This window comes from Corynebacterium tuberculostearicum (genome assembly GCF_016894265.1).
Lineage (GTDB): Bacteria > Actinomycetota > Actinomycetes > Mycobacteriales > Mycobacteriaceae > Corynebacterium > Corynebacterium tuberculostearicum_D.
Genome location: NZ_CP069791.1, coordinates 930,017 through 952,839 on the forward strand (window position 1 = coordinate 930,017; position 22,823 = coordinate 952,839).

The window sequence follows — 22,823 nt, forward strand, 5'->3', positions numbered from 1 at the left end:
CCCGCACAAAGGCGTCCATGATTAAGCCAAAAGCGGCGAATGATTGTCGGTGTATCCCCCTTGATAGATAGAGTAGTTCCTAAGCTGCGCGTAGAATTCAATATTCTGCGCGTGGCCGCGAAGTAGATTGCTCGAAGGGGCTCAGTGGCGTGGTCAAGTCCTGGGTAGTGGTGTATCTGTTTTCGAATCTGGGGTTAGTTTCATGGCGGTGGTTTAGGGGCCATCTCGGGGATAAGGGGTGAGGGTATTCACGCGGCGATCTCCTGGTTGTTGTCGCGGTCCTCGTCGATGACCCCAGCGGCGATGATCTCTTTGGTCTGTGCCAGGCTGGTCAGTGACATATAACGCTTCTGTTGGATCCAGTCATCGTGCTGTTCGGCCAAAACCGCCCCAACAAGGCGCACAACAGCGTCTCGGTTTGGGAAGATTCCTACGACATCGGTACGCCGGCGGATCTCCCTATTGAGCCGTTCAGTGGGGTTATTCGACCAGATTTTGGTCCACACCGCTCTCGGCGCAGCGGTAAACGCCAACAGCTCGTCGAGACACTCCTCGAGGTAGGTGGCAACGTGAGGGAATTTCTGCTGGCAGAATTCAATAACCTCACGAGCTTGGGCCCACACACTAGCGGCATCGGGTTGCTGAAAGATTGTGTGAAACATCGCTGACAGAGTCGGCCATTGGGTTTTGGGAACCTGGGCCGAGAGGTTCTTCGCGAAGTGTGTTCGACACCGCTGCCAACTAGCCTGCGGCAGGCAGTCACCCACGGCTGCTTGAATACCAAGATGGGCATCACTAGTAACGAGGAATACCCCGGTCAGGCCACGGGCGATGAGGTCCCGAAAGAACCCGGTCCACGACGCGGTAGATTCCGCGGTGGCAACCTGCATGCCCAAAAGCTCTCGGTAGCCGTCAGCGTTGACACCTGTGGCCAGCAACACGCTGGTCTTTACGACACGTCCGCCTTCCCGCACCTTCATTGTCAGCGCGTCGCAGGAGACAAAGTGGTAGGGGCCTTGGTCAAGCCGGCGGGTGCGGAAGTCATCGACCATGTCATCGAGTTCTTTGGCCATCTGGCTGACCTGAGACTTCGACAAGTTGTTGATCCCAAGGGTGGCCACCAGGTCGTTCATCCTGCGAGTGGAGACTCCTTTCAGGTAGCAGGTGGCGATGACTGTGGTCAGGGCACGCTCGGTGCGGCTGCGGCGCTCTAGCAGCCAGTCAGGGAAAAATGCGCCGGTGCGTAGCTTCGGGATTGCCACATCAATGCTGCCGACTCGGGTATCAAGTTGGCGATGACGGTAGCCATTACGTGTGTTGGTGCGCTCGGCTGACACGGTGGCGTAATCAGCCCCGCAGACGGTGTCTGCTTGGGCGGAAAGAATCTGGTTGATGAAGTCAGTGAGCATTTGGCGCATCAAATCTGGGGACGCTTGAGTCAGTAGCTCTTCGAGATACGCGGTCGGATCGATATGATGAGGGTCAGCGGCCATCGCAGGGTACTTCCTTTCGAGGATAGGTAAGAGTTGATTCGAAAGGTACCCGCGATGGTCGCCTTCATGCACACCGGCACAAGACTTACCGCGGGCTACAGATACACCACGTTAGGGGACGCAACCAGTGGCGTTCCGCTTGTAGTTTGTCTATGACTACCGAACCGATTATTCGGCTCACGCGGTTGAGGGAAGTGTCCTAGATTTTCCCATCTACTTAACCGGGGGCATTGGTTGGGGCTGTTCACTGAGCGTGTCAAGTTGTTTGTGTGTGGGGCTAGGTTTATAGGTATTTGTCGAAGCGGTCGGGGTAGGCCACGGCCATTTGGTTAATGGCTTGTTTCCAGCCGGAAACTCGGGCTCCTTCCATGAGTCTGCCGGCTGTCGCTGAGACTCGTTTGCCCTGCTTCGCCCTCTTGGCAGCGCGTTTGTCTTCAATGTTGCAGATCATCAGCCACAGCGTCTTCAGGGCTGATTCATCGTTGGTGAACTGCACCCTGTTACGGGTAGCTTTACGCAGTTCATTGTTGAATGATTCAATGGAGTTCGTCGTATAGATAACCTTTCTGGCTGCTGGTGGGAACTGCAAAAACGGTACGAAACGCTGCCATGCACCTCGCCAGACCTTGACTGAGCGTGGATACTTTTCTCCCAATTCAGAGGCTTCAAATTCGTCTAAGGCCGCCTTAGCTGTGGACTCGTCCGTGGCGGTGTAAATCTTTTTCAACGCGGCCGATACACCCCGGCGATCCCCATAGGCTACCCACCGGTTCGCTGCGCGAATCAGGTGCACGATACAGGTTTGCACCATAGAGTTCGGCCAGGTTGCCTCAACTGCTTCTGGTAGGCCTTTCAGCCCGTCACAGCAGACGATAAAGACGTCCTTGACACCACGGTTAGAAAGATTGGCGCATACTTGCGCCCAAAATGAAGCGCCTTCTTCTTTGGCGATCCACAATCCTAAAATGTGCTTGATACCGTCGAGATCCACGCCGATTGCCATGTACGCGGACTTGTTGACTACTCGGCCACCGTCGCGGACTTTAATGCGCAGCGCGTCCAGGAAAATGACCGGGTAGAACTCGTCTAGCTGGCGGTTTTGCCAGACCATGACTTCATCCAAGACGGCGTCAGTAACCGCAGAAATCGTCTCATGGGAAACGTCAACACGCATCGCAGTTGCCATATGATGCTGGATATCCCTAATTGTCATCCCACCGGCATACAAGCTGACGATCATGTCATCGACATCAGTCAAGCGCCTAGAACCTTTAGGGACCATAGTCGGCAAGAATGTGCCAGCCCGATCCCTCGGGACATCAACGGTAACTGGCCCGTAGTTAGAATCCACGGTCTTTGGATACGACCCGTTGCGGTGATTGTCTGTCCCAGCTGCAGCTTTGCCGCTCCTATCACCAGACTCGTAGCCGAGGTGGGCATCCATCTCGGCATTCAAACCCCTAGTAATCGAGGCTTGCAGCATGCCGCGAACCAGGTCATTGGCATCCGTTGTGGACGTGCCTAGGTCGTCAATCAGTTTCGCGATTTCAGGGTTAGCAAGCAGCTTCTTTTCAATCGCATCAATCTTGGCCTTATCGGCCGGATCTCGTCGTGCCACAGTAGTCATTCTGGTCCATCTCCTCATGCAGGTTGGGAACCCACACACAAACCATCAGACACTCTCTGTTCACTCTAAACCTTTTCTTTTACCCCCGTTGCTGGTCGTGGCGCGACTCTGGGGATCCCTGCGGTTTTAGGGCACCCTTTTCGAACACAAACACCCCCACAGGGGTCACATGTCCACCAGTCGGGATACTATGAAGGCACTCGTTAGAAAACACATACGAACACTGTCTTCTTTCCTGGAGTGTCCTGTTCATGACTGCCACACTTGCCCCGCCCGAACCAGATACCAGCCTCGACTACCCAAACACCCTCCTCATAGGTGACCACCCCGACACCGATCCCCTAGACGATGGTGATATGCCGGAAGCGTTCTACACCACCAACGCTCCCGGCAACCACATCGGCAAAGCCGGCACCTACACACGCAAAACCTCCTGGTTCCTCTACCGCGCCATCCTCCCCCAACTAGACGAGGATGTTGACCTCAGCCTCACCAGCCTCGCCAAAGACCTCGGCATCTCCTACAACAAACTCCTAGGCTTCCTGCGCGCCCACTTCCGCATGCGCCAACTACCCCTAGTCACCGAAGTCCAAGGCCAGCATTGGATACTCGACCTGACCAAACTGCGCATCATCGACCGCGAACTCACCCGCCTAGACAACAACCCAGACCACCTCGAAGCCATCGACGCCGCACTCGCAGACTTCCTCACCCCCACCACACCCAACCAAACCGTCCCCACCGACGCCGACCTTCGCCGCTTCATCCGCACCTTCATCGACACCCACCTGCGCCCCGAAGACAAAGAACAACAACCCGAACCACGACTGCGCATCAACTACAACCCCGATAACACCACCACACTAACGCTAACCTGCGATAGCGCCACTGAGGTTACCCTCGTTTAGTGGACACCCTATTTGTGCGGATCTTGTGTCCGTAGGAGAGGATGTTCATTGTGAGTCAACAGCGCAAGAAGTACACGCCGGAGTACCGGCGTGAAGCCGCGAACTTGGTAATCGAGTCAGAGCGCCCGATCGCTCATGTGGCTAAGGAGATTGGCGTCTCCGCCGGGCTTTTAGGCCGGTGGGTCAAACTCGAGCGTGAACGCCGAGGGGCCTCGGATGGGATGAGTGAGGCGGATCTTCGTGCTGAGAATGCTCGTCTGCGCCGTGAGTTGGCGGAAGCCAAGATGGATAATGAGTTTTTGTCAAAAGCGACAGCCTTCTTCGCCGCGAAGCAACGCGAGCAGAAAAGTTCGAATTGATGCAGCAGGAGAAGGCAAACTACAGCATCAAACGCATGGCACGGCTATTAAAAGTGTCTCGGTCTGGATACTACAAATGGGCTGATACGCAGCAGAAACGACTATCCGGAAAAGATAATCGTGCAACATTTTACGATGACGTTGACCGCAAGATTCATCAGATCTGGAAAGACTCCGATGAGGTTTATGGTGCTCCCCGGATCACCGCAGAACTTACCGAGCGTTACCGGATCACCCTGAATCGCAAGACTGTGGCTAAGCGGATGCGCCTGATGGGAATTGAAGGGATTTCACCGCGTGCCTTTGTCCCGGTGACAACGATTCAAGCTAAGCGTCAGTCGAGTCTTCCTGACCTGGTCAAGCGCGTGTTTGATACTGGTGATCTCAACCGAGTGTGGATGTCGGATATTACCTACCTACGCACCAGCGAGGGATGGTTGTACTTGTGTGCGGTCCGCGACGGCCATTCCCGCAGGGTGCTGGGCTGGGCGATGGATAGCGTTCAAGATACATGCCTGGTCGAACGGGCCCTGCGGATGGCATATACACTGCGCGGTGACGTTCCTGATGGGCTGGTGTTCCACGCTGACCGCGGAACGCAATTTACCAGCGAGAAGCTCTGGGAAGTCTGCCATAACCTGGGCATTGCTCAGTCTGTGGGGCGTACTGGTGTGTGCTTTGATAACGCGATGGCTGAGTCGTTCTGGTCGACGCTTAAAACCGAGTTCTACGACCGTAAGCGTTGGCCTACCCGCGATGCTGCGCGCAAGGCCGTTGCCTACTGGATGGAAGTCGTTTACAACCGTCGGCGCCGGCACTCTGCACTAGGAATGGTCAGTCCCGTCGACTTCGAAAGAGAGTGTCTGATGGTTTGTGTGTGGGTTCCCAACCTGCATGAGGAGATGGACCAGAATGACTACTGTGGCACGACGAGATCCGGCCGATAAGGCCAAGATTGATGCGATTGAAAAGAAGCTGCTTGCTAACCCTGAAATCGCGAAACTGATTGACGACCTAGGCACGTCCACAACGGATGCCAATGACCTGGTTCGCGGCATGCTGCAAGCCTCGATTACTAGGGGTTTGAATGCCGAGATGGATGCCCACCTCGGCTACGAGTCTGGTGATAGGAGCGGCAAAGCTGCAGCTGGGACAGACAATCACCGCAACGGGTCGTACACAAAGACCGTGGATTCTAACTACGGGCCGGTCACCGTGGATATCCCCAGAGACAGGACTGGGACGTTTATCCCAACTATGGTCCCTAAAGGCTCGAGACGTTTAACTGATGTCGATGACATGATTGTCAGCTTGTACGCCGGTGGGATGACAATCAGGGATATCCAGCACCACATGGCAACGGCGATGCGGGTTGATATCTCCCATGAGACGATTTCAGCGGTTACTGACGCCGTCTTGGATGAGGTTATGGTCTGGCAAAACCGCCAGCTAGATGAGTTCTACCCGGTCATTTTCCTGGACGCGCTGCGCATTAAAGTCCGCGATGGCGGCCGGGTAGTCAACAAGAGTGCGTACATGGCAATCGGTGTGGACCTTGACGGCATCAAACACATTTTAGGATTGTGGATTGCCAAAGAAGAAGGCGCTTCATTTTGGGCGCAGGTATGCGCCAATCTTTCTAACCGTGGTGTCAAAGACGTCTTTATCGTCTGCTGTGACGGGCTGAAAGGCCTACCAGAAGCAGTCGAGGCAACCTGGCCGAACTCTATGGTGCAAACCTGTATCGTGCACCTGATACGTGCCGCGAACCGGTGGGTAGCCTACGGGGATCGCCGGGCTGTATCAGCCGCGTTGAAGAAGGTCTACACCGCCACAGACGAGTCCACAGCTAGGGCTGCTTTAGCCGAATTCGAGGCTTCCGAGCTGGGTGAGAAGTATCCCCGCTCAGTCAAGGTCTGGCAGGACGCGTGGGCGCGGTTTGTCCCGTTTCTGCAGTTCCCACCAGCAGCTAGGAAGGTGATCTATACGACGAACTCCATTGAATCTTTTAACAATGAGCTGCGTAAAGCTACTCGCAACAGGGTGCAGTTCACCAACGATGAATCAGCCCTAAAGACGCTGTGGTTGATGATCTGCAATATTGAAGACAAGCGAGCCGCCAAGAGAGCAAAGCAAGGTAAACGAGTCTCAAGAACAGCCGGCAGACTCATGGAAGGAGCCCGAGTATCCGGCTGGAAACAAGCCATCAACCAAATGGCCGTGGCCTACCCCGACCGCTTCGACAAATACCTATAAACCCAGCCCCACACACAAACAACTTGACACGCTCCTTCGAAAACCACATTGGTCTAACCACCAGTAGAAAAGAAATAGCTGCCTAAACACTAGGTAGCCCCACTACGTGTCCACGAATTGCGGTCAACCCCACCACCGCCACCATCATCGTCCGCCACATCGACGCCTACACCAACCAGGCCACCACCACCGCCGCACAAGCACTCATCGACCTCATACTCGAAGACACCCACACCAGCGTTGCCATCAACACGTTTACCACCAACGAAAAAGCCAACCTCGTCTTTCACCCCGGTGCCGGATGGATAAACCTCAACCACGCCCCCACAGACAACACCTTCATCCGCCGACTCAACGCCGACGAGGCGGACTCCTATACCCCCAGCACCGACATCCGCGCCTACACCCAAGGCAGAGACGCCACCTGCCGCTGGCCCGGCTGCACCGTCCCCGCCACCCGCTGCCAACTCGACCACCGCATCGAATACCACTTTGGCGGGCCTACCAGCCCAGATAATTTAGTAAACCTCTGCCAACACCACCACAACATCAAAACCGACCGCAGAGTCCATTACATCCTCGACCCCATTACCGGAACCATCGCCTGGCTCCACCGCGATGGCACCTACCAACTAGACCACCCCACGGGACCATTAGCCACACACCACACCCACTGGAACCACACCTGGGCCCAATACCTCACACACCAACAACAACGAACACAGCGAAAGGAGGGCTAGGGAGTAGGCCGGAGCCCGCAGTGTGTGACCCACGAGAACGGTGGTGCCGGGCTCTCGTATGCCGTTTTCCTCCTCAGGGATGATGTCGGCCGGGGGCCACGGTCGCTAGACTTAAATAGGTAATTTCCCATTTACAAGGAGAATTTGTCTCATGACTAATGCTGCGGCTCGCGCCGTTGACTTGTTTAAGCAATACGGAAGCGATGACACAGCTGTCGTCGCTCTTGATCATGTATCCATTGAATTCGGCAAGAACGAATTCACGGCGATCATGGGCCCATCGGGTTCCGGTAAGTCGACGCTGATGCACACCATGGCTGGTCTCGATTCAGCGACCTCCGGATCAGCATTTATCGGTGATACCGATATGTCGGCGCTCAATGACAAAAACATTACGGCCTTGCGTCGTGACCGGCTGGGCTTTATTTTCCAGTCCTTTAACCTTGTGCCCACGCTGACTGCGGCGGAAAACATTACGCTGCCTACGGATATTGCGGGTAAGGGCGTCGATAAGCAGTGGTTTGAGGAGGTCACTAGCCGCCTCGGCCTAGCAGAGCGCCTGGAACACCGCCCAGCTGAATTGTCTGGCGGACAGCAGCAGCGCGTGGCCTGTGCTCGTGCATTGGTTTCTCGGCCGGAAATCATCTTCGGCGATGAGCCAACGGGCAACCTGGATTCGAATTCCTCGGCCGAGGTGCTCGACATTTTGCGAACCGCGGTGGATAAGGACGACCAAACAGTGGTCATCGTGACACACGATGCCAAGGCCGCCTCGTATGCGGACCGGGTGGTTTTCCTTGCTGACGGCAAGCTTGTGAATGAGTTGCACAATCCGACGATGGAGGCCATTCACCAGGTAATGGCGGAGATTGAGGGCTAAATGGCACGCGGAAACGCAATGCGTAGAGTGTCTCTGCGCAATATCGTGGCGCATAAACTGCGCCTTGGGCTGACGATTCTCGCGGTGGTTTTGGGCACCGCGTTTATTGCCGGCTCGTTTATGTTTACCAATTCGCTGAAGTCTACGTTTGACTCCGCCGTGGATAATCAGTTCCGCGGTGTGGATGCAGTGGTGAGCCAAAAAGACGACAATGGCGCGAAACTGGATGACAAGCTGCGCCAGAAGTTGGCCGACGATAAGGATGTCAAGAACATCAATATCGCGGATTCGGAGACCGTTGTCGCGGCCGATGAGAACTCGGAGGCCTTTCAAACCCAGGGCGGCACGGCCAGTGTTGTTCCGTTCTACCCGGAAGACCAGGTCGTTGGTGGCGCCGATAAGTTGAAGGAGGGCGAGGAGCCTAGCGGTAAGGACGAGGTCCTCATCAACTCTTCCGCGGCCGACAAGTACGACATTTCCGTGGGCCAGAAGCTGACTGTGGTTCACCCCGATGAGCAGGATGAAGTCACCGTCTCTGGCATCTCGGAGCCCGCGGTAGACCAGGGCGAGAGCATCGTGCTGAGCATGGCTGAAAAGGATTACCTGGAGCGCTACGGCGAGCCGAGCCAGCTCAAGGTTTCTGCAGCCGATGGAGTGGATGCGAATGCCTTGGTGGACCACCTGAACGAGAAGTATGAAGTCAAGGCGGAGTCGGGTGAGCGCCTGGCTGAGGAGACCTCGGAGATGATGTCTTCTGCCTTGAAGTTCATCAATTACTTCCTCATCGCCTTCGGCCTGATTGCGCTGCTGGTAGGCACCTTCATCATTGCGAATACTTTCTCGATGATTGTCGCGCAGCGAACGAAGGAGTTCGCTCTCTTGCGTGCGCTGGGTGCTTCCCGTCGCCAGATTACAAACTCGGTGGTGGTGGAGTCCGCCATTGTTGGCGTTCTGGGCTCCATTGTTGGCGTGATTGCGGGTATGGGTTTGGTCGCAATCATTAAGGCAGTCATGAGCGCGCAGGGAATGTCACTCGATGGCGGCTTGGGCCTGAGCGTTTCGGCCATCGTAGTTCCAATTATTTTGGGCACCATCGTGACGGTTGTATCCGCGTGGGCGCCGGCACGGCGCGCGGGCCGCGTACAGCCGGTGGAGGCAATGCGCACTACCGAATCTGCTTCCGGAACTTCCCTGAAGGTACGCACGATTTTCGGTGCCACTATCTTGCTGGTGGGTATTGTTGCGGCGTTGGCAGGCGTGCTTTCCGACGGCGAAACCAGCGTCCGCGCCATCCTCGTCGGCGTTGGCGCGTTCGGCGTCATCGTCGGATTCTTCCTGGCCGGCCCTGCTTTGTCGCTGCCTCTGGTGCCGACGGTGGGCAAGGCAATCGGTGCACCGTTTGGCGCTATTGGTTCACTGGCGGCGACTAACTCGCGACGCAATCCGCGCCGCACCGCCGCCACTGCCTTCGCGCTAACTTTGGGCGTGGCTCTGGTGACGGCCATCGGCATGCTTGGTGCAACGATGAAGTCTTCTGTGGCCGATACCGTGGAGCAGAACATCACTTCTGATTACCTGCTTTCCGGTCCTAGCTCCGGTGAATTCCCGACGCCGAAGGATACGGGTAAGCGCGCGGCGGAGGCCGAGGGCGTCGATAAGGTGATTACCGTCGGTATGGCTCCGGTGACCGTCGATGGTCAGGCATCGATGGATTATGGTCCAGAATTCCAGCAAACGACGACTGCGGATGGAGATCCGTCGTCGATGATTGCGCTCGACATGGTCGAGGGCGATGCCAACTTGGAGAAGGGCTTCATTGCTACCGAAGATTTTGCCAAGGAACACGGCTGGAAGGTAGGAGAGACCTACAAGGTTACTTCTGCGGAAAAGGACAAGAAGGCCGAGGCCAAGCTGGTCGGTACCTTTAAGCCCACCGATGTGGTCCAGAATATGGTGCTTTCGCAGGATGTGGCGGAAAAGGTCGCACCAAAGAAGTCCTTTACCGTCCAAATGGTGGGCGTCTTGGGCCAGGAAGGCTATGACAAGGAAGAGCTGCGCCATAACCTAGAGGACTCGGTCAAGGATTTGGTCGTGGTTCAGGTTAATTCTGGCGAGGAGTATGCGGGCCAGGCGGCTGGCTTTATCGACCAGATGCTCTCCATTCTGTATGGCCTACTTGCCCTAGCGGTGATTATTGCCGTGCTGGGTATTGTCAATACTTTGACCCTGGGTGTTATTGAGCGACGCCAGGAGATTGGTATGTTGCGTGCCGTGGGTACGCAGCGCCGCCAGATCCGTACGATGATCACTCTTGAATCGGTGCAGATTGCGCTCTTCGGCGCGGTGATGGGCATCCTTATCGGCCTCGGCTTGGGCTGGTCCTTCATCGAGATCCTCGGTGATGAGGGATTGGACTCCGCGCAGATTCCGTGGGCGATGGTGCTCATTATGCTCGTAGGCTCGGCTATCGTCGGCATTATCGCGGCCGTCTGGCCGTCGAACCGTGCGGCAAAGACGCCGCCATTGGAGGCAATCGCAGACTAGGTATACAGCTAATGGTCTCATTCTTCGCGCGGAGAATGAGACCATTTTGCTTATATGCCGTGATAAATGCGGGCCGCCCAGATGGTGCCGCGCCAGGCTAGAACGATGCCGAGTCCGATGGTCCAGAAGAGGTATTTGCACAGTCGCCACCACTGTTTGCGTTTGATCATCTCACCCAGTTCCTTCGCCAATGTGGACCAAGTGGATAGGCCGCCGGCGAGGCCGAGGGCGAGGAAGGGGTGGAGAAGGGGGGCGTCGGCAAGCTGGGCGAAACCATAGGCCAGGCCAAGGGCTAGAGAGCCCAAAATATTCGCCACGAAAGTGCAGTAGCGGGCGGGGACAAGCCGGGTAAAGCCATAGCGCAGGCTGCCGCCGATGAAGCCGCCGATAAGGACGCAGAGAAGATTCATCGCAGCTTGTCACCTGCCAAGTAGCCGCCCACGCAGCCAACGATGGTGGCTAGGACATAGGCCAGGGCGACGGCCCAATGGGCCTCGGAGGTTAGGAAAGCGAAGGTAGCGAAGCTGGTGAAACCGCCGAGCACGCCGGTGCCCCAAAAGGGGCCGGGGCGGAAGTAGCCCATGAGGACACTGCCGAGGATATTGATAAGGAGCAGCGGGAGCATGCCGCCGCCGAGCGCGGCGGAGAGGAGGTACCTGGCTACCGCGCCGAGCGCAGCGCCAGCACCCACGACGAGGAACTGAGGCATGCGGCCTATGTTACTTCCAGTCCATCCCCTGGGACTCTACGAACGCGCGCACCTCATCGACTGGCTTATTGAGCTTGGGGTCAAAGGCTAGGTAGGCCTTGGTCTCGCGGGCCACGAGGCCGGAGAGCAGGAGCAGGCCAATGAGGTTCGGGATGGCGATGAGGCCATTGGCCAGGTCCGAGAAGGTCCAAGCGAGCTCGAGCTCCGAGACGGAGCCGACGAAGAGGAGGCAGGCGAAAAACATGCGGTAGGGGATAGAGGCCTTGCGGCCGCAGAGGGACTCCAGGGAACGCTCGCCGTAATATGCCCAGGCCATGATGGTGGAAAAGGCGAAGAAAATAATGGAGAGCGAAACGATGGTGCCGCCCCAGTCACCTGGGAGTACGCGAGAAAAGGCCTCGGCTGTCATGATTCCAGCCTCGTCGCGGCCCATATCCCAGGTACCGCCCACAACAATGACCAAGCCAGTGATGGTTACCACGATGATGGTGTCAATGAAGGTCTGCGTCATCGATACCAACCCCTGGCGCGCTGGGTGCGGGGTCTTGGCAGCCGCGGCGGCAATGGCGGCGGAGCCCATGCCGGACTCATTGGAGAAGATGCCGCGGGCAACACCGTATTGAATAGCCATCATGATGGTGGAGCCTACGAATCCACCGCCGGCGGCGGTGCCGGTGAAGGCATCGCTGAAAATCATCGCAAAGGCGGCGGGAATCTCCGCGGCATGCGAGAAGATTACATAGAGCCCGCCCAGGACGTAGACGATGATCATCAACGGTACGAAGGCGGCGGTAATGCGCCCGATGGCCTGGATTCCGCCAAGGAGTACGGAGCCCACCAAAACGAAGAGGATCGCACCGGTGGCTGCTGGGGCGATGCCGAAGGTCGATTCCATATTGGTAGCCACAGCATTGGCTTGGGCGAGGTTGCCGATGCCAAAAGAGGCGCAAATTGCAAAGATGGCGAAGAATACTGCGAGTACCGATCCGAGTGGCCCGGGGATGCCACGCTTCAGGTATTGCTGCGGCCCGCCGGACATCTCGCCCTTGGAATCCGTGGTGCGAAAACGCACGCCCAGGTAGGTCTCGGTGTACTTGGACGCCATGCCCACGAGGCCGGTAATCCAGATCCATACCAGTGCGCCAGGGCCGCCGATGGACAGCGCGGTGGCCACGCCTACGATATTTCCCACGCCTACGGTAGCGGCAAGGGCGGTGGTCAGCGCCTGATAATTGGAAATATCACCCTCGGTGGACTCATCGTCAGAATCTGTGGCAAAGACGTGACGCGTCGCGCGGCCCAGCGCGCGGAATTGCAGTCCGCCCAAACGAATGGTTAGCCACAAGCCGGTGCCCAGCAGGAGGGGAATGAGGATGAATGGTCCCCACACCACGGTGCTGATGGCGGAGAGGATGGAATTAAGCGAGTCCATTCTGTAAATCTAGCGAACTATAGAAATAGAGTAAATTTACCCATACCCCCAGCCGGGGGAATATTCGTCCTGCGCAACCACGGGAGAGCAGGCAAGCTGGAATGGCATCCCATCCCAACCCTTCAAGGAGCACGCCATGGCCCACGAGCGCGCCGGCACGCTGGCACAGCCCACGGATCTTATTGATATCGCAGAATTGGTCACCGCCTACTACACCCGCACCCCAGATGCGGAGAACCCGGATCAGCAGGTGTCCTTCGGTACCTCAGGCCACCGCGGCTCAGCGCTCGATTGCGCCTTTAATGAGGCTCATATCCTAGCGATTACCCAAGCCATTGTGGATTACCGCGCGGAACAAGGCGTTGCTGGGGCGATTTTCATCGGCCGCGATACCCACGCGCTGTCCGAGCCTGCCATGGTTTCCGCCCTTGAGGTGCTGCTGGCCAATGGGGTGGAGGTTCGCGTCGATGATCGCGGCCGCTACACGCCGACCCCAGCGGTCTCCCATGCCATCCTGACCCACCCAGGCACCGATGGCATCGTGATTACCCCGTCCCATAATCCTCCCCGCGATGGCGGTTTCAAGTACAACCCGCCTACCGGTGGACCGGCCGATGCTCAGGCCACCGATTGGATTGCGGGCCGCGCGAACGAGTACCTGCGCGCCGGGCTGGAAGGCGTGAAGCGGACGTCTGTCGCGGGCGTGCTGGACGAGCGCTGCGTGAAGCACGACTACGTGCACAACTACGTGGCTGACCTGAAGAATGTGGTGGATATGCAGGCCATTAAAGATTCCGGCCTGCGCATCGGTGCCGATCCCATGGGTGGCGCCTCCGTGGATTATTGGCAGGCCATCGCGGACCATTACGAGCTCAACTTGACCGTGGTGAATCCGGAGGTGGATTCCACTTTCCGCTTTATGACCTTGGATACGGACGGAAAGATCCGCATGGATTGTTCCTCGCCGGATGCTATGGCCTCGCTTATCGACGCCCGCTCTAAGTTCGACCTTGCCACCGGCAACGACGCCGACGCGGACCGCCATGGCATTGTCGCTCCCGATGCCGGACTCATGAACCCCAATCACTACCTTGCCGTGGCTATCGAGTACCTCTTTAGTCACCGCCCGCAATGGGGGAGTGCCGGTGTGGGCAAGACTTTGGTGTCCTCCTCCATGATCGATCGCGTGGTGGAAAGCCTAGACCGCGAATTGGTGGAGGTTCCCGTCGGCTTTAAGTGGTTTGTACCGGGGTTGCTCGAAGGCACCATTGGTTTCGGTGGCGAGGAGTCTGCCGGGGCGTCTTTCCTGCGCTTCGATGGCTCCGTGTGGTCCACCGACAAGGACGGCATCATTATGGACTTGCTCGCCGCGGAGATCACCGCCGTCACCGGCAAGACTCCGTCCCAGCGCTACGCAGAACTCGCGGAGAAATTTGGCGCCCCAGCCTATGCCCGCACCGACGCCCCCGCGAACCGTGAGCAGAAGGCCATCCTCAAGAAGTTGTCTCCGGACAAGGTCACCGCTACAGAGCTGGCGGGCGAGGACATTATGGCCAAGCTGACGGAGGCACCCGGCAACGGTGCCGCGATTGGCGGCCTGAAAGTAGCGACGGAAAATGCCTGGTTCGCCGCCCGTCCCTCCGGCACTGAAGATAAGTACAAAATCTATGCCGAATCTTTCTTGGGTGAGGAACATCTCAAGCAGGTGCAAGCAGAAGCACAGGCAGTTGTTTACCATGTATTAGGGGTTTAACGCTACACTCATCCTCGTGAGTAGCAAGACTAATGGGAAGCTGGTGCTCGACGTCATCAGCTTCATCGCCCGCTTTTTTATGGCTTGGGTGTGGATTGACGCCGGCGTGCATAAGCTTGGCAAAACCCTAGACATGACCCAGGCCATTAAGGGCTATGACATTTTTACGCCTGATTGGGCTCTTTACCTCGCAACGGTCATTGGCCCACTGGAGGTTATTGGTGGCGTGCTCTTGCTGCTCGGGCTGTTTTTGCGAAAGTCCTCCATCGTGGCCACCGTCGTGTTGCTGCTCTTTATGGTGGGCATCGCACAAGCTTGGGCCCGTGGACTGGATATTGACTGCGGCTGCTTTGGCTTTGACGCCCAAAATCCTGACCGAGGAATGGATTATGCGAAGACGCTGCTGCGCGACGCCGCATATCTATTCCTGACCCTATGGACCATCAAGCGCCCCTTCACCAAGTTTGCCCTTCACCCCTAGTAGTTGGGCAAGGTAGGCTGATCGAGTCCGAAGAATTGCAAAGGCAAGGTTCAAATGAGCAAAGTATCTGACCCGAACGCCAAGGGTGGCAACGGATTTATTTGGGGAGTCGGCGTGCTCCTCGTCATTATTGCCGTTGTCATTGGCTACATCGTGTGGAACGGTAAACAGTCCGATGACGGCATCGAAGACGTCAATATGACCATGGAGTACACCGATGGTGCAATCACGCTGAAGGGCGAGAATGCTACGGACGATACCCCTGAGGTAGATCTGTACGAAGATTACTCCTGTCCACATTGCGCTGAATTGGCGCAGGCCACTGATGGCAAAATGAAGCAGGCTATCGAGGACGGAAAGCTTGTTGTACATGTTCGTACCTTAAACTTCCTGGATGGCAGGGACATTGAAAACCAGGAGGGCTACTCCACTAAGGCGGCAGCCGCTATGTCGGAGTTGGCAAAGTCCGGCGACGTCAAGACCTACTGGAATTTGCGTGACTTCCTCATGCAAAATCAACAAAGTGTCGCAAATAAGTGGGAGACCGGAGATATCGCTGACCAAGCCAAGGAACTTGGTGCCGAAGATGATGTCGTCAAGTCCATGAAGAACGTGGACATCAAGCAGGGCAATAAGGTGGCAAAGACCAACTACGACAAGCTGGATAAGGAAACCGGCTCTGTCTCCTCGCCGCGTATTGTCAAGGATGGCAAGGATGTTCCATCAGAAAAGGATCAAAAGGCCGGCAAGAACCTGGGTGACTGGGTAGAGATCGTCACTAAGTAGCAGGCGATTTGGAGAGTTAAATACCCTCCATGTATATTTAAGCGAGTTGCAGCCCACAGGGTTGCACCTCGTTTGAGGGGCTATGGCGCAGCTGGTAGCGCACCACACTGGCAGTGTGGGGGTCACGGGTTCGAATCCCGTTAGCTCCACAATATAAAGGAGGGGAACATTAGTTCCTCTCCTTTTCCTTGTTGCGGTGGGCTAGAGCTCCGCTAGATCCTCATCGAGCAGGCGCTGATCGATGGCGATGCCGACGGCCGCACCGCTGCCCATCGCTTGCGAGACCTGGTCCGGCGAGCTGACCACATTGCCGGCCGCCCACAGGCGCGGTATCGAGGTCTGGCCACGCTCTACGCTGACCCACCCGTTGGCTGATTCGCAGCCAGCATCTCGTAACAGTGCGTCATTGGGCAGAAAATCGGGCCCAGTAAAGCACGCTTCGTAGGTGTCTTCTCCAGCAGAACTGTGCACCTTTACGCCGGTTGGAGTCGCTTCATCTGCTTGGACCTGTGTCACCTTTGCATCGACTACTTTTACGCCTAATCCGGCGAGCTGGGTACGGTCAAGATCGGTGAGCTCAAGGCCATTGGGGTAAAAGGTCAGCGTGTCCGTCCACGTGGACAGCAGCTTGCTGATCCGGATGGTAAAAGGCGGATTCGCGCCGCCGATGAGTGCAACCTTCTTCCCAGTGACTTCGTAGCCATGGCAGTACGGGCAGTGAAAGACTCTGGTGCCCCACAAATCGCTGAGGCCGGGGACTGCAGGGAGCTTGTTCGTGAGTCCCGTAGCGACGAGAACGTGGCGGGACGCGAGAACCTCGCCGCTGTCAAGCTTTACCTGCCAAGGCTTGCACTCAGAATCCCGGGTGAGTTTCTCCACCGAGCCCTGGGTAATGGTTCCGCCGAATTTCCCCACCTCCGCATGACCGCGCTGAAGCAATTCGGCGGGAGCCGCGCCGTCGAGGCCAAGGATGCCGTGGGCATGGTCGCTGAAGCGATTGCGGGGAGCCCCGGAATCGATTAACTGAATATTTCGGTTAGCGCGGGCCAAGGTGATGGCGGCTGCGGTGCCGGCAAAGCCACCGCCGATGATGATGACATCCGAGTACATTGCTCCTCCTTTATAGGAAGTGGGTAGCATGGTGCGCAGCCGAGTATATGCAGTCAACATCAAAGGGGCTCGCGCGCAGAATGAATCGTGATTCCACAGGGTTCTTTACATGCGAAGCGCTCTATGGGGCGTCGCCTGTACAGGCGGTAGGCAGGTTCTTTGTAAAGTACTTCAACTTTCGTGGCCGGGCGTCCATGAGTGAGTTTTGGTGGGTCTTTGGTTTCCTCGTGCTGATTTTTGTGTCAATCGGCATTATCGACCGGCACTTTGGCGTGGATATTGAGACTATTGCAGAGGCGGTACTTGTGATTCCAGTCGTTTCCTTGATGTGCCGGCGCTTGCATGATTCTGGGCGGACGGGCCTGTTATGCCTGATTGGGTTCATTCCCGTGCTCGGTGGGATTGCGTTGCTCTTTATGATGGCGCTGCCCACGCGCGAGCGCGCGGCGCTTTAAAAATTGCCTTGCCTGATTAGGCTGGGTGACATGCAGACTTTTTCAAAGCGAGTACGCGACACGGATCAAGCAGGTGCCGAGGCGGCCGGATTGCGGTGGCTCGGGGAAGCCACCGAGGCGGTGGTCAACGTCGTGAGCGCCGACGGGCTAGAAATCGTTACCGAGCGCGTGGACGAGGTCATGCCCACGCCGGAGGCGGCGCGGACATTTGGTGCGGAGCTGGCGCGCATGCACCGCGCTGGCGCCGAAGCCTTTGGTGCACCCCCTGCCGGGTGGGAAGGCAAGAACTTCATTGGCAGCATCGAGCAAGACTGCATCCCGACGGATAATTGGGGCGAGTTCTACGTTAACCAGCGCGTATTGCCCTTCGCGGAACTGGCGGGGATAAGTGTGGCGCAATTGGACTTGGTAAGGCGTGCCTGCGACGCCATCGCCGCGCGCAGTTGGGATGTGGCGCCGGCGCGCATCCACGGCGATCTATGGGCGGGCAACCTGCTTTTTGGTTCCGACGGCGGCATCATGATTGACCCTGCAGCCCATGGTGGGCACCCGCATACGGATTTGGGGATGTTGGCGCTTTTCGGGGCTCCATACCTAGAGGAGATTTTCCGGGGTTATGGTGCGCCGAAGGACATCGAGAAGTGGATTCCCATGCACCAGCTGCACCCGCTGGCGGTGCATGCGCTTACGCACGGCGCTAGCTATAACCGGCCGCTGGAGCGCGCGGCGGCCGCAACCTTGGAGGCGCTGGGCTAAAGGTTCGGCCCCTGCGGCATGATGCGCTTATGGGCACCGCGGTGCCATAAGGTTTCAATGCGTTCGCGGGCGGCGTCGGGAACCGCCTTGCCCTCCAGGTAGTCATCGATGTGGGCGTAGGTGACGCCGAGGGCTTCTTCGTCGGGAAGCTGGGGCTTATCGTCTTCCAAGTCCGCGGTGGGGACCTTCTCCCAAGTGGAGCGCGGGGCGCCGAGGTGCTCTAGGAGGGTGGCGCCTTGGCGCTTATTGAGGCCGGTCAGGGGGAGGAGATCTGCCGCGCCATCGCCCCACTTGGTAAAGAAGGCGGTGACGTTTTCCGCCGCATGGTCGGTGCCAATCACTAGCGCGCCGACCTCGCCTGCGATGGCGTATTGGGCGGTCATGCGCAGGCGGGCTTTGGTATTGCCGCGGTTGAAATCGGTGACGTCGGCAAGCTGCAGCGCATCCGCCACCTGCTCGTCGAGGGCCAAGGTGGCCGGCTTGATATCGACGGTGGGGCGGTGATCGGGCTGGATGAAATCCAGGGCAATCTGGGCATCGTCCTCATCGGCCTGCACGCCGTGGGGCAGGCGCACGGCCCAAAACTCCGCGCCGTCGACGCGCTCCACCGCCAGCTGCGCAAGCTTTCCCGCCAAGGTGGAATCCTGGCCGCCGGAAATACCCAGCACGTAGCCTTTAGCGCCGGTGGTGCGCAGGTAATCAACCAGGAAATCCACGCGGCGCTGCACTTCCGCTTCTGGATCGATAAAGGGGCGCACACCCAGGGCTTTTATGATGGTTTGCTGCAGTTTTTCGGCATCATTCGACATGACGTTCATGGTAGCCGCCTGACACAATATTGTGCTGTGAATAAGGAAGTTTATGTCAAGGTAGTAGCTGGCATAGCGGCCCTGGGTGGGCTGCTATTTGGATACGACACCGGCGTGATGTCCGGTGCCTTGCTTTTTATTAGCCCCGCATTCGACATGAGTGCCCACCAAGAGGGTTGGGTGACCTCGATGCTGCTCGTGGGTGCTGCAGTAGGGGCGCTGACGGCCGGGCGCATCGCCGATAGGTATGGGCGTCGCTTCACGCTGATTGCAGGCGGCATCATTTTCGTGTTGGGTTCCATCTGGTGTGCGCTTTCCGGCTCGGTGGGAATGCTGGCTACCGCGCGCACCTTTTTGGGCTTTGCCGTGGGTGCAGTGTCCATCGTGTCTCCTATGTATATCGCGGAGATCGTGCCCGCCAAGGTGCGCGGGCGCATGGTCTCGCTCAATACCCTCGCGATTGTGGTGGGCCAGTTGATGGCCTACCTGGTCAACTCCGCGCTGGCTTCTACCGGTAGCTGGGAGTGGATGTTGGGCTTGGCCGCGGTGCCGGGCCTGGCGCTGGCGCTCGGAATGGCTTTCCTGCCAGAGACGCCGGTATGGCTGGCAACCAACGGGCGCATGCCCCGCGCCCAAGAGATTGCCGGGCGCGCCGGGATGGATATTTCCGAGCTGACCTCGCAGGAGACCGCGCGCAAGTCCAGCGGATCCGAATGGAAGGCGCTGAAGGCCAATCGCTGGATGCAAATTACGGTGTTGCTTGCCATGTTGATGGGGCTGACGCAGCAGATTACCGGAGTCAACGCCATCGTGTACTTCGCGCCGACCATGATGAACCAGGTGGGGATTTCCACGGCCAACTCGGTTTATACCTCCATCGTTATCGGCACGGTATCCGTGCTGGCCTGCTGGGTGGGGCTCAAGGTCGTGGACCGCATTGGGCGAAAGCGATTGTTGCTGATCGGCCTGACTGGCAATGTGGTCTCGCTGTTTATCCTCTCCTTTGCCTATTCCCACGCGCAGGACTCCACCGCCATGGCGATGGTCTCGTTGGTATTCATGGCGCTGTTTATCGCCTTTCAGCAGGCGGCAGTGTCGCCCACTACCTGGCTACTCATCTCCGAGCTGGTGCCACTGCAGGTGCGCGGCCTAGGCATGGGCATTGCGGGGCTCTCGCTATGGGCCACCAACTGGGCCGTGGCGCAGTACTTCCTGCCGCTAGTGGAGTGGCTGACCGGCCCGGTGGCGTTTATCGTCTTCGGAGTCTTCGGCCTCATCGCCATCGGCTACACCAAGGTTTTGGTTCCAGAGACTATGGGACGTAGCCTGGATGAGGTAGGCGAGGAAATGAAGTCGCGCTACGAGCGCGAGTCCGCACCCGTAAAGCCTTAGTGTTTTGGTATTGACGGCCGTGTGAGGTAACATTTTTCCTCGTGTCATGGCTGGGGATTCCCAGTCCGTGCTTTACTTATTCAACCGCATGTAGATTGCGCATAACGAAAGGAGCGCCCGATGAAGGTCCGTAAGTCCCTTCGGTCGCTGAAGAAGAAGCCGGGCGCCCAGGTTATTCGCCGCCACGGTAAGGTCTTCGTGATCAACAAGAAGGATCCCCGTTTCAAGGCTCGTCAGGGCTAATTGAGACGCGATTCCATCCGCTCCCTCCGGCTTCCGGAGTGGGGCGGATTTTTTTATGCGTGAGCTCCGGCACAAAGGATAAATTCTTTTAAAACCAAGTGAACATAAAGACAAATGTATGAATATAATTAATTTGTCTATCCATGCCGTGAGAAAGAAGAATTATGTCCCAGCGAATCGTTGCCGCGCTCACTGCCGCCGCCCTCGGATTGTCCGCCCCAGTGGCGCATGCTGCAGAGCCACAGTGGGAATCCTCTGCGCCGGAGTCCCTTGGTATCAATGACCCGTCCTGCGTGCCTTCAGGGGACATCACTGAGCCCGTTGTGTTGCTGCATGGAACCTCGAATAATGCTTCCGTGTGGGGAAACTTGGTTCACCTCCTGCAAGATCAGGGGGCATGCGTGTGGGCCTTTGACTACGGCGCCGATGATGTCACCTTGCAGAATATGATTCCAAGCGTCAAAGCCATCGCGGACCTGGATGATTCGGCCGCGGAAATTGCGGATCAGGTGGACTATGTCCGCGAGGTTACTGGCTCGGACAAGGTGAACTTGGTGGGCCATTCCCAGGGCGGTATGCACATCAAGACCTATACCCAGATGCACGATGGGGCGGACCATGTGTCCCATGCGGTGGCGCTGGGTGGCAACTTCCACGGCACCACGCTCAACGGGCAGGGGGAGGCGCTCTCTAAGATCATTGCCTTTGCGCCGCACCTCGCCGCTTTTATGGCAAGTACGGCCGGCATTCAGCAAGTGGTGGGGTCGGAGTTTATTAAACGGCTCAATGCGCTGCCAGATACCGCGCCAGGCGTGCTTTATACCTCCATTTACTCGCCGGGGGATACGACGGTGACTCCGAATAGCTCTTCGCAGCTGGCGCTTGGCGACGGCGCCGATGTGGTCAACCTTGACTTAAGCGAAGTCTGTGGCGTGGCTCCTCGGCACGACAAGCTGCCGACCGACCCGACGGTGTTGAGTCAGGTCATTTTTGGGCTAAAGCGCGCCCCTGGGGAGGGTCCGGACCCGGCGACCTGTGCCTCTGGCGAGCCTTCGGTAGTCGGCTCTTAAGGTGACGTACCAGCCCTAAAATGTGAACTTTGGCACACAAAATGGTGAACTCCAGGTAAACCTGCAGGAATACCATTGGTGTAGTTTCATGGCTGTTCGTAGGTGTGGACAACATGTGGGGCCTGGGGGTGTGCCATCCTGGGAATACCACGGCTGTAACTACTACATATTGTGTTAGTTGCGGGCATTTCCCCCAAAGTATAGTGTCGTTGATGTTGCTCAGAGCGGCGCAGGAAGCGCCCGCATAGGCGGGAAAACGCGCCCCGCTCTGACGAATTTTTCAATGCAGGAGCTTTAAGGATCTATATGTCTATCACCGTTTACACCAAGCCAGCATGCGTCCAGTGCAATGCCACCAAGAAGGCCCTCGACCGTGCCGGCCTTGAGTATGACCTCGTCGATATCTCGGCCGATGAAGAGGCCCGCGATTACGTTATGGCACTGGGCTACGTTCAGGCCCCAGTGGTTGAGGCTAATGGCGAGCACTGGTCTGGTTTCCGCCCTGACCGTATCAAGGGCTTGGCTTCCGTAGCGGCCTCTGCTTAAGAGAATAGGGGAGGCCAGTAGCGATGTTGGTCGTGTATTTTTCCTCCGCGACGGAAAATACGCACCGGTTCGTGCAGAAACTGGGCTTTCCTAGCGCGCGCATCCCGTTGCGCCGCACGGACGAGCCGCTTAAGGTCAACGAACCCTATGTTTTGGTGTGCCCCACCTATGGCGGGGGTGCGTCCATTAGCCACCAGAACTCCCGGCCCGTGCCCACACAGGTAATTAAGTTCCTGAACGATGAGCACAACCGTAGTTTCATTCGCGCGGTAATCGCGGGCGGCAATAGCAATTTTGGTGCCGACTTTGGCAAGGCTGGTGACGTCATCAGCGCCAAATGTAAAGTGCCCTATGTATATCGTTTCGAGTTGCTGGGAAACGAAGACGATATAAAAATTTGTCGTGAAGGCTTATTGGCTAACGCCGCCGAGCTTGGGCTCGAGGCCGCGGCCTAGCGCCCACTACGACTTAATT

General features: G+C 57.4%; 24 protein-coding genes and 1 tRNA gene. 17 read left to right on the forward strand and 8 right to left on the reverse strand.

Annotation, left to right across the window (positions count from 1 at the left end; all coding sequences use genetic code 11):
* Window positions 1-248 precede the first annotated feature (248 nt).
* Complete coding sequence (locus tag I6J28_RS04530) at window positions 249-1,493, reverse strand: IS256 family transposase (RefSeq protein ID WP_049377104.1); 1,245 nt, start codon at window positions 1,491-1,493, stop codon at window positions 249-251.
* A gap of 283 nt (window positions 1,494-1,776) precedes the next feature.
* On the reverse strand, window positions 1,777-3,120 hold the full coding sequence (locus tag I6J28_RS04535) for an IS256 family transposase (protein WP_204611042.1): 1,344 nt from the start codon (window positions 3,118-3,120) through the stop codon (window positions 1,777-1,779).
* Window positions 3,121-3,371: 251 nt separating this feature from the next.
* Here I6J28_RS04535 and I6J28_RS04540 point away from each other — a divergent pair, with 251 nt between their 5' ends.
* From I6J28_RS04540 to I6J28_RS04550, 3 genes are all read left to right on the forward strand, one after another.
* Window positions 3,372-4,028: a hypothetical protein gene (locus tag I6J28_RS04540; protein ID WP_239454658.1), complete on the forward strand. Its 657-nt coding sequence runs from the start codon at window positions 3,372-3,374 to the stop codon at window positions 4,026-4,028.
* Between the two features lie 41 nt (window positions 4,029-4,069).
* A protein-coding gene (locus tag I6J28_RS04545) for an IS3 family transposase (RefSeq protein WP_239454659.1) occupies window positions 4,070-5,334 on the forward strand; the annotation gives its coding sequence in 2 pieces (ribosomal slippage) (window positions 4,070-4,331 and window positions 4,331-5,334; 1,266 coding nt in all).
* Window positions 5,300-6,643, forward strand: a complete 1,344-nt coding sequence (locus tag I6J28_RS04550) for an IS256 family transposase (RefSeq protein ID WP_204608743.1) — start codon at window positions 5,300-5,302, stop codon at window positions 6,641-6,643. The genes I6J28_RS04545 and I6J28_RS04550 overlap by 35 nt, the downstream gene beginning before the upstream one ends.
* 89 nt (window positions 6,644-6,732) lie before the next feature.
* On the opposite strand, the gene I6J28_RS11715 is transcribed toward I6J28_RS04550, so the two are convergent.
* Window positions 6,733-7,134, reverse strand: a complete 402-nt coding sequence (locus tag I6J28_RS11715) for a hypothetical protein (protein WP_239454660.1) — start codon at window positions 7,132-7,134, stop codon at window positions 6,733-6,735.
* On the opposite strand from I6J28_RS11715, the gene I6J28_RS11720 reads away from it, so the two are divergent.
* The 3 genes from I6J28_RS11720 (at window position 7,123) to I6J28_RS04565 (ending at window position 10,807) form a co-directional block, all read left to right on the forward strand.
* Entirely contained in the window at window positions 7,123-7,383 is a 261-nt protein-coding gene (locus tag I6J28_RS11720) for a hypothetical protein (protein ID WP_239454669.1), read from the forward strand. The two genes, I6J28_RS11715 and I6J28_RS11720, sit on opposite strands and share 12 nt — an antisense overlap.
* Before the next feature lie 151 nt (window positions 7,384-7,534).
* Window positions 7,535-8,263, forward strand: a complete 729-nt coding sequence (locus I6J28_RS04560; protein ID WP_204611044.1) for an ABC transporter ATP-binding protein — start codon at window positions 7,535-7,537, stop codon at window positions 8,261-8,263.
* Window positions 8,264-10,807 carry an ABC transporter permease gene (locus tag I6J28_RS04565; protein ID WP_204611045.1) on the forward strand — a complete coding sequence of 848 codons (2,544 nt, stop codon included), beginning with the start codon at window positions 8,264-8,266 and terminating at the stop codon, window positions 10,805-10,807.
* 50 nt (window positions 10,808-10,857) lie between these two features.
* Here the strand turns inward: I6J28_RS04565 and I6J28_RS04570 are convergent, their stop codons facing one another.
* The 3 genes from I6J28_RS04570 to I6J28_RS04580 are packed head-to-tail and all read right to left on the reverse strand — an operon-like array spanning window position 10,858 to window position 12,948.
* Complete coding sequence (locus I6J28_RS04570; RefSeq protein WP_204611046.1) at window positions 10,858-11,217, reverse strand: fluoride efflux transporter FluC; 360 nt, start codon at window positions 11,215-11,217, stop codon at window positions 10,858-10,860.
* A complete protein-coding gene (locus I6J28_RS04575; RefSeq protein WP_204611047.1) occupies window positions 11,214-11,516 on the reverse strand; it encodes a fluoride efflux transporter family protein in 303 nt (100 codons plus the stop codon). The genes I6J28_RS04570 and I6J28_RS04575 overlap by 4 nt, the downstream gene beginning before the upstream one ends.
* Before the next feature lie 10 nt (window positions 11,517-11,526).
* Window positions 11,527-12,948: an alanine/glycine:cation symporter family protein gene (locus tag I6J28_RS04580; protein WP_204611048.1), complete on the reverse strand. Its 1,422-nt coding sequence runs from the start codon at window positions 12,946-12,948 to the stop codon at window positions 11,527-11,529.
* Between the two features lie 136 nt (window positions 12,949-13,084).
* On the opposite strand from I6J28_RS04580, the gene pgm reads away from it, so the two are divergent.
* The 4 genes from pgm (at window position 13,085) to I6J28_RS04600 (ending at window position 16,117) form a co-directional block, all read left to right on the forward strand.
* On the forward strand, window positions 13,085-14,701 hold the full coding sequence (pgm, locus tag I6J28_RS04585; protein ID WP_204611049.1) for a phosphoglucomutase (alpha-D-glucose-1,6-bisphosphate-dependent): 1,617 nt from the start codon (window positions 13,085-13,087) through the stop codon (window positions 14,699-14,701).
* Between the two features lie 16 nt (window positions 14,702-14,717).
* Complete coding sequence (locus I6J28_RS04590; protein WP_204611050.1) at window positions 14,718-15,182, forward strand: MauE/DoxX family redox-associated membrane protein; 465 nt, start codon at window positions 14,718-14,720, stop codon at window positions 15,180-15,182.
* A gap of 54 nt (window positions 15,183-15,236) precedes the next feature.
* A complete protein-coding gene (locus tag I6J28_RS04595; RefSeq protein WP_204611051.1) occupies window positions 15,237-15,968 on the forward strand; it encodes a DsbA family protein in 732 nt (243 codons plus the stop codon).
* A 76-nt stretch (window positions 15,969-16,044) separates the two neighbouring features.
* Window positions 16,045-16,117, forward strand: a tRNA-Ala gene (locus I6J28_RS04600).
* A gap of 52 nt (window positions 16,118-16,169) precedes the next feature.
* Here I6J28_RS04600 and I6J28_RS04605 read toward each other — a convergent pair.
* Window positions 16,170-17,078, reverse strand: a complete 909-nt coding sequence (locus I6J28_RS04605) for an NAD(P)/FAD-dependent oxidoreductase (RefSeq protein ID WP_204611053.1) — start codon at window positions 17,076-17,078, stop codon at window positions 16,170-16,172.
* Between the two features lie 80 nt (window positions 17,079-17,158).
* Between I6J28_RS04605 and I6J28_RS11725 the strand changes: the two genes are divergently transcribed.
* Window positions 17,159-17,533 carry a DUF805 domain-containing protein gene (locus I6J28_RS11725; protein WP_275431223.1) on the forward strand — a complete coding sequence of 125 codons (375 nt, stop codon included), beginning with the start codon at window positions 17,159-17,161 and terminating at the stop codon, window positions 17,531-17,533.
* 30 nt (window positions 17,534-17,563) lie between these two features.
* The gene (locus I6J28_RS04615; protein WP_204611057.1) at window positions 17,564-18,289 is read left to right on the forward strand and encodes a fructosamine kinase family protein; all 726 of its coding nucleotides are present in this window, start codon (window positions 17,564-17,566) and stop codon (window positions 18,287-18,289) included.
* Here I6J28_RS04615 and nadE read toward each other — a convergent pair.
* A complete protein-coding gene (gene nadE / locus I6J28_RS04620) occupies window positions 18,286-19,107 on the reverse strand; it encodes an ammonia-dependent NAD(+) synthetase (RefSeq protein ID WP_204611066.1) in 822 nt (273 codons plus the stop codon). The genes I6J28_RS04615 and nadE overlap by 4 nt on opposite strands.
* Window positions 19,108-19,134: 27 nt before the next feature.
* Here nadE and I6J28_RS04625 point away from each other — a divergent pair, with 27 nt between their 5' ends.
* The 5 genes from I6J28_RS04625 (at window position 19,135) to nrdI (ending at window position 22,804) form a co-directional block, all read left to right on the forward strand.
* The gene (locus I6J28_RS04625; RefSeq protein WP_005327336.1) at window positions 19,135-20,490 is read left to right on the forward strand and encodes a sugar porter family MFS transporter; all 1,356 of its coding nucleotides are present in this window, start codon (window positions 19,135-19,137) and stop codon (window positions 20,488-20,490) included.
* A 120-nt stretch (window positions 20,491-20,610) separates the two neighbouring features.
* On the forward strand, window positions 20,611-20,733 hold the full coding sequence (ykgO, locus tag I6J28_RS04630; RefSeq protein ID WP_003847162.1) for a type B 50S ribosomal protein L36: 123 nt from the start codon (window positions 20,611-20,613) through the stop codon (window positions 20,731-20,733).
* Between the two features lie 164 nt (window positions 20,734-20,897).
* The gene (locus I6J28_RS04635; RefSeq protein WP_204611068.1) at window positions 20,898-21,803 is read left to right on the forward strand and encodes an alpha/beta fold hydrolase; all 906 of its coding nucleotides are present in this window, start codon (window positions 20,898-20,900) and stop codon (window positions 21,801-21,803) included.
* A 306-nt stretch (window positions 21,804-22,109) separates the two neighbouring features.
* Window positions 22,110-22,349: a glutaredoxin-like protein NrdH gene (gene nrdH / locus I6J28_RS04640; protein WP_204611069.1), complete on the forward strand. Its 240-nt coding sequence runs from the start codon at window positions 22,110-22,112 to the stop codon at window positions 22,347-22,349.
* 23 nt (window positions 22,350-22,372) lie between these two features.
* A complete protein-coding gene (nrdI, locus tag I6J28_RS04645; protein WP_204611071.1) occupies window positions 22,373-22,804 on the forward strand; it encodes a class Ib ribonucleoside-diphosphate reductase assembly flavoprotein NrdI in 432 nt (143 codons plus the stop codon).
* Window positions 22,805-22,823: the final 19 nt, after the last annotated feature.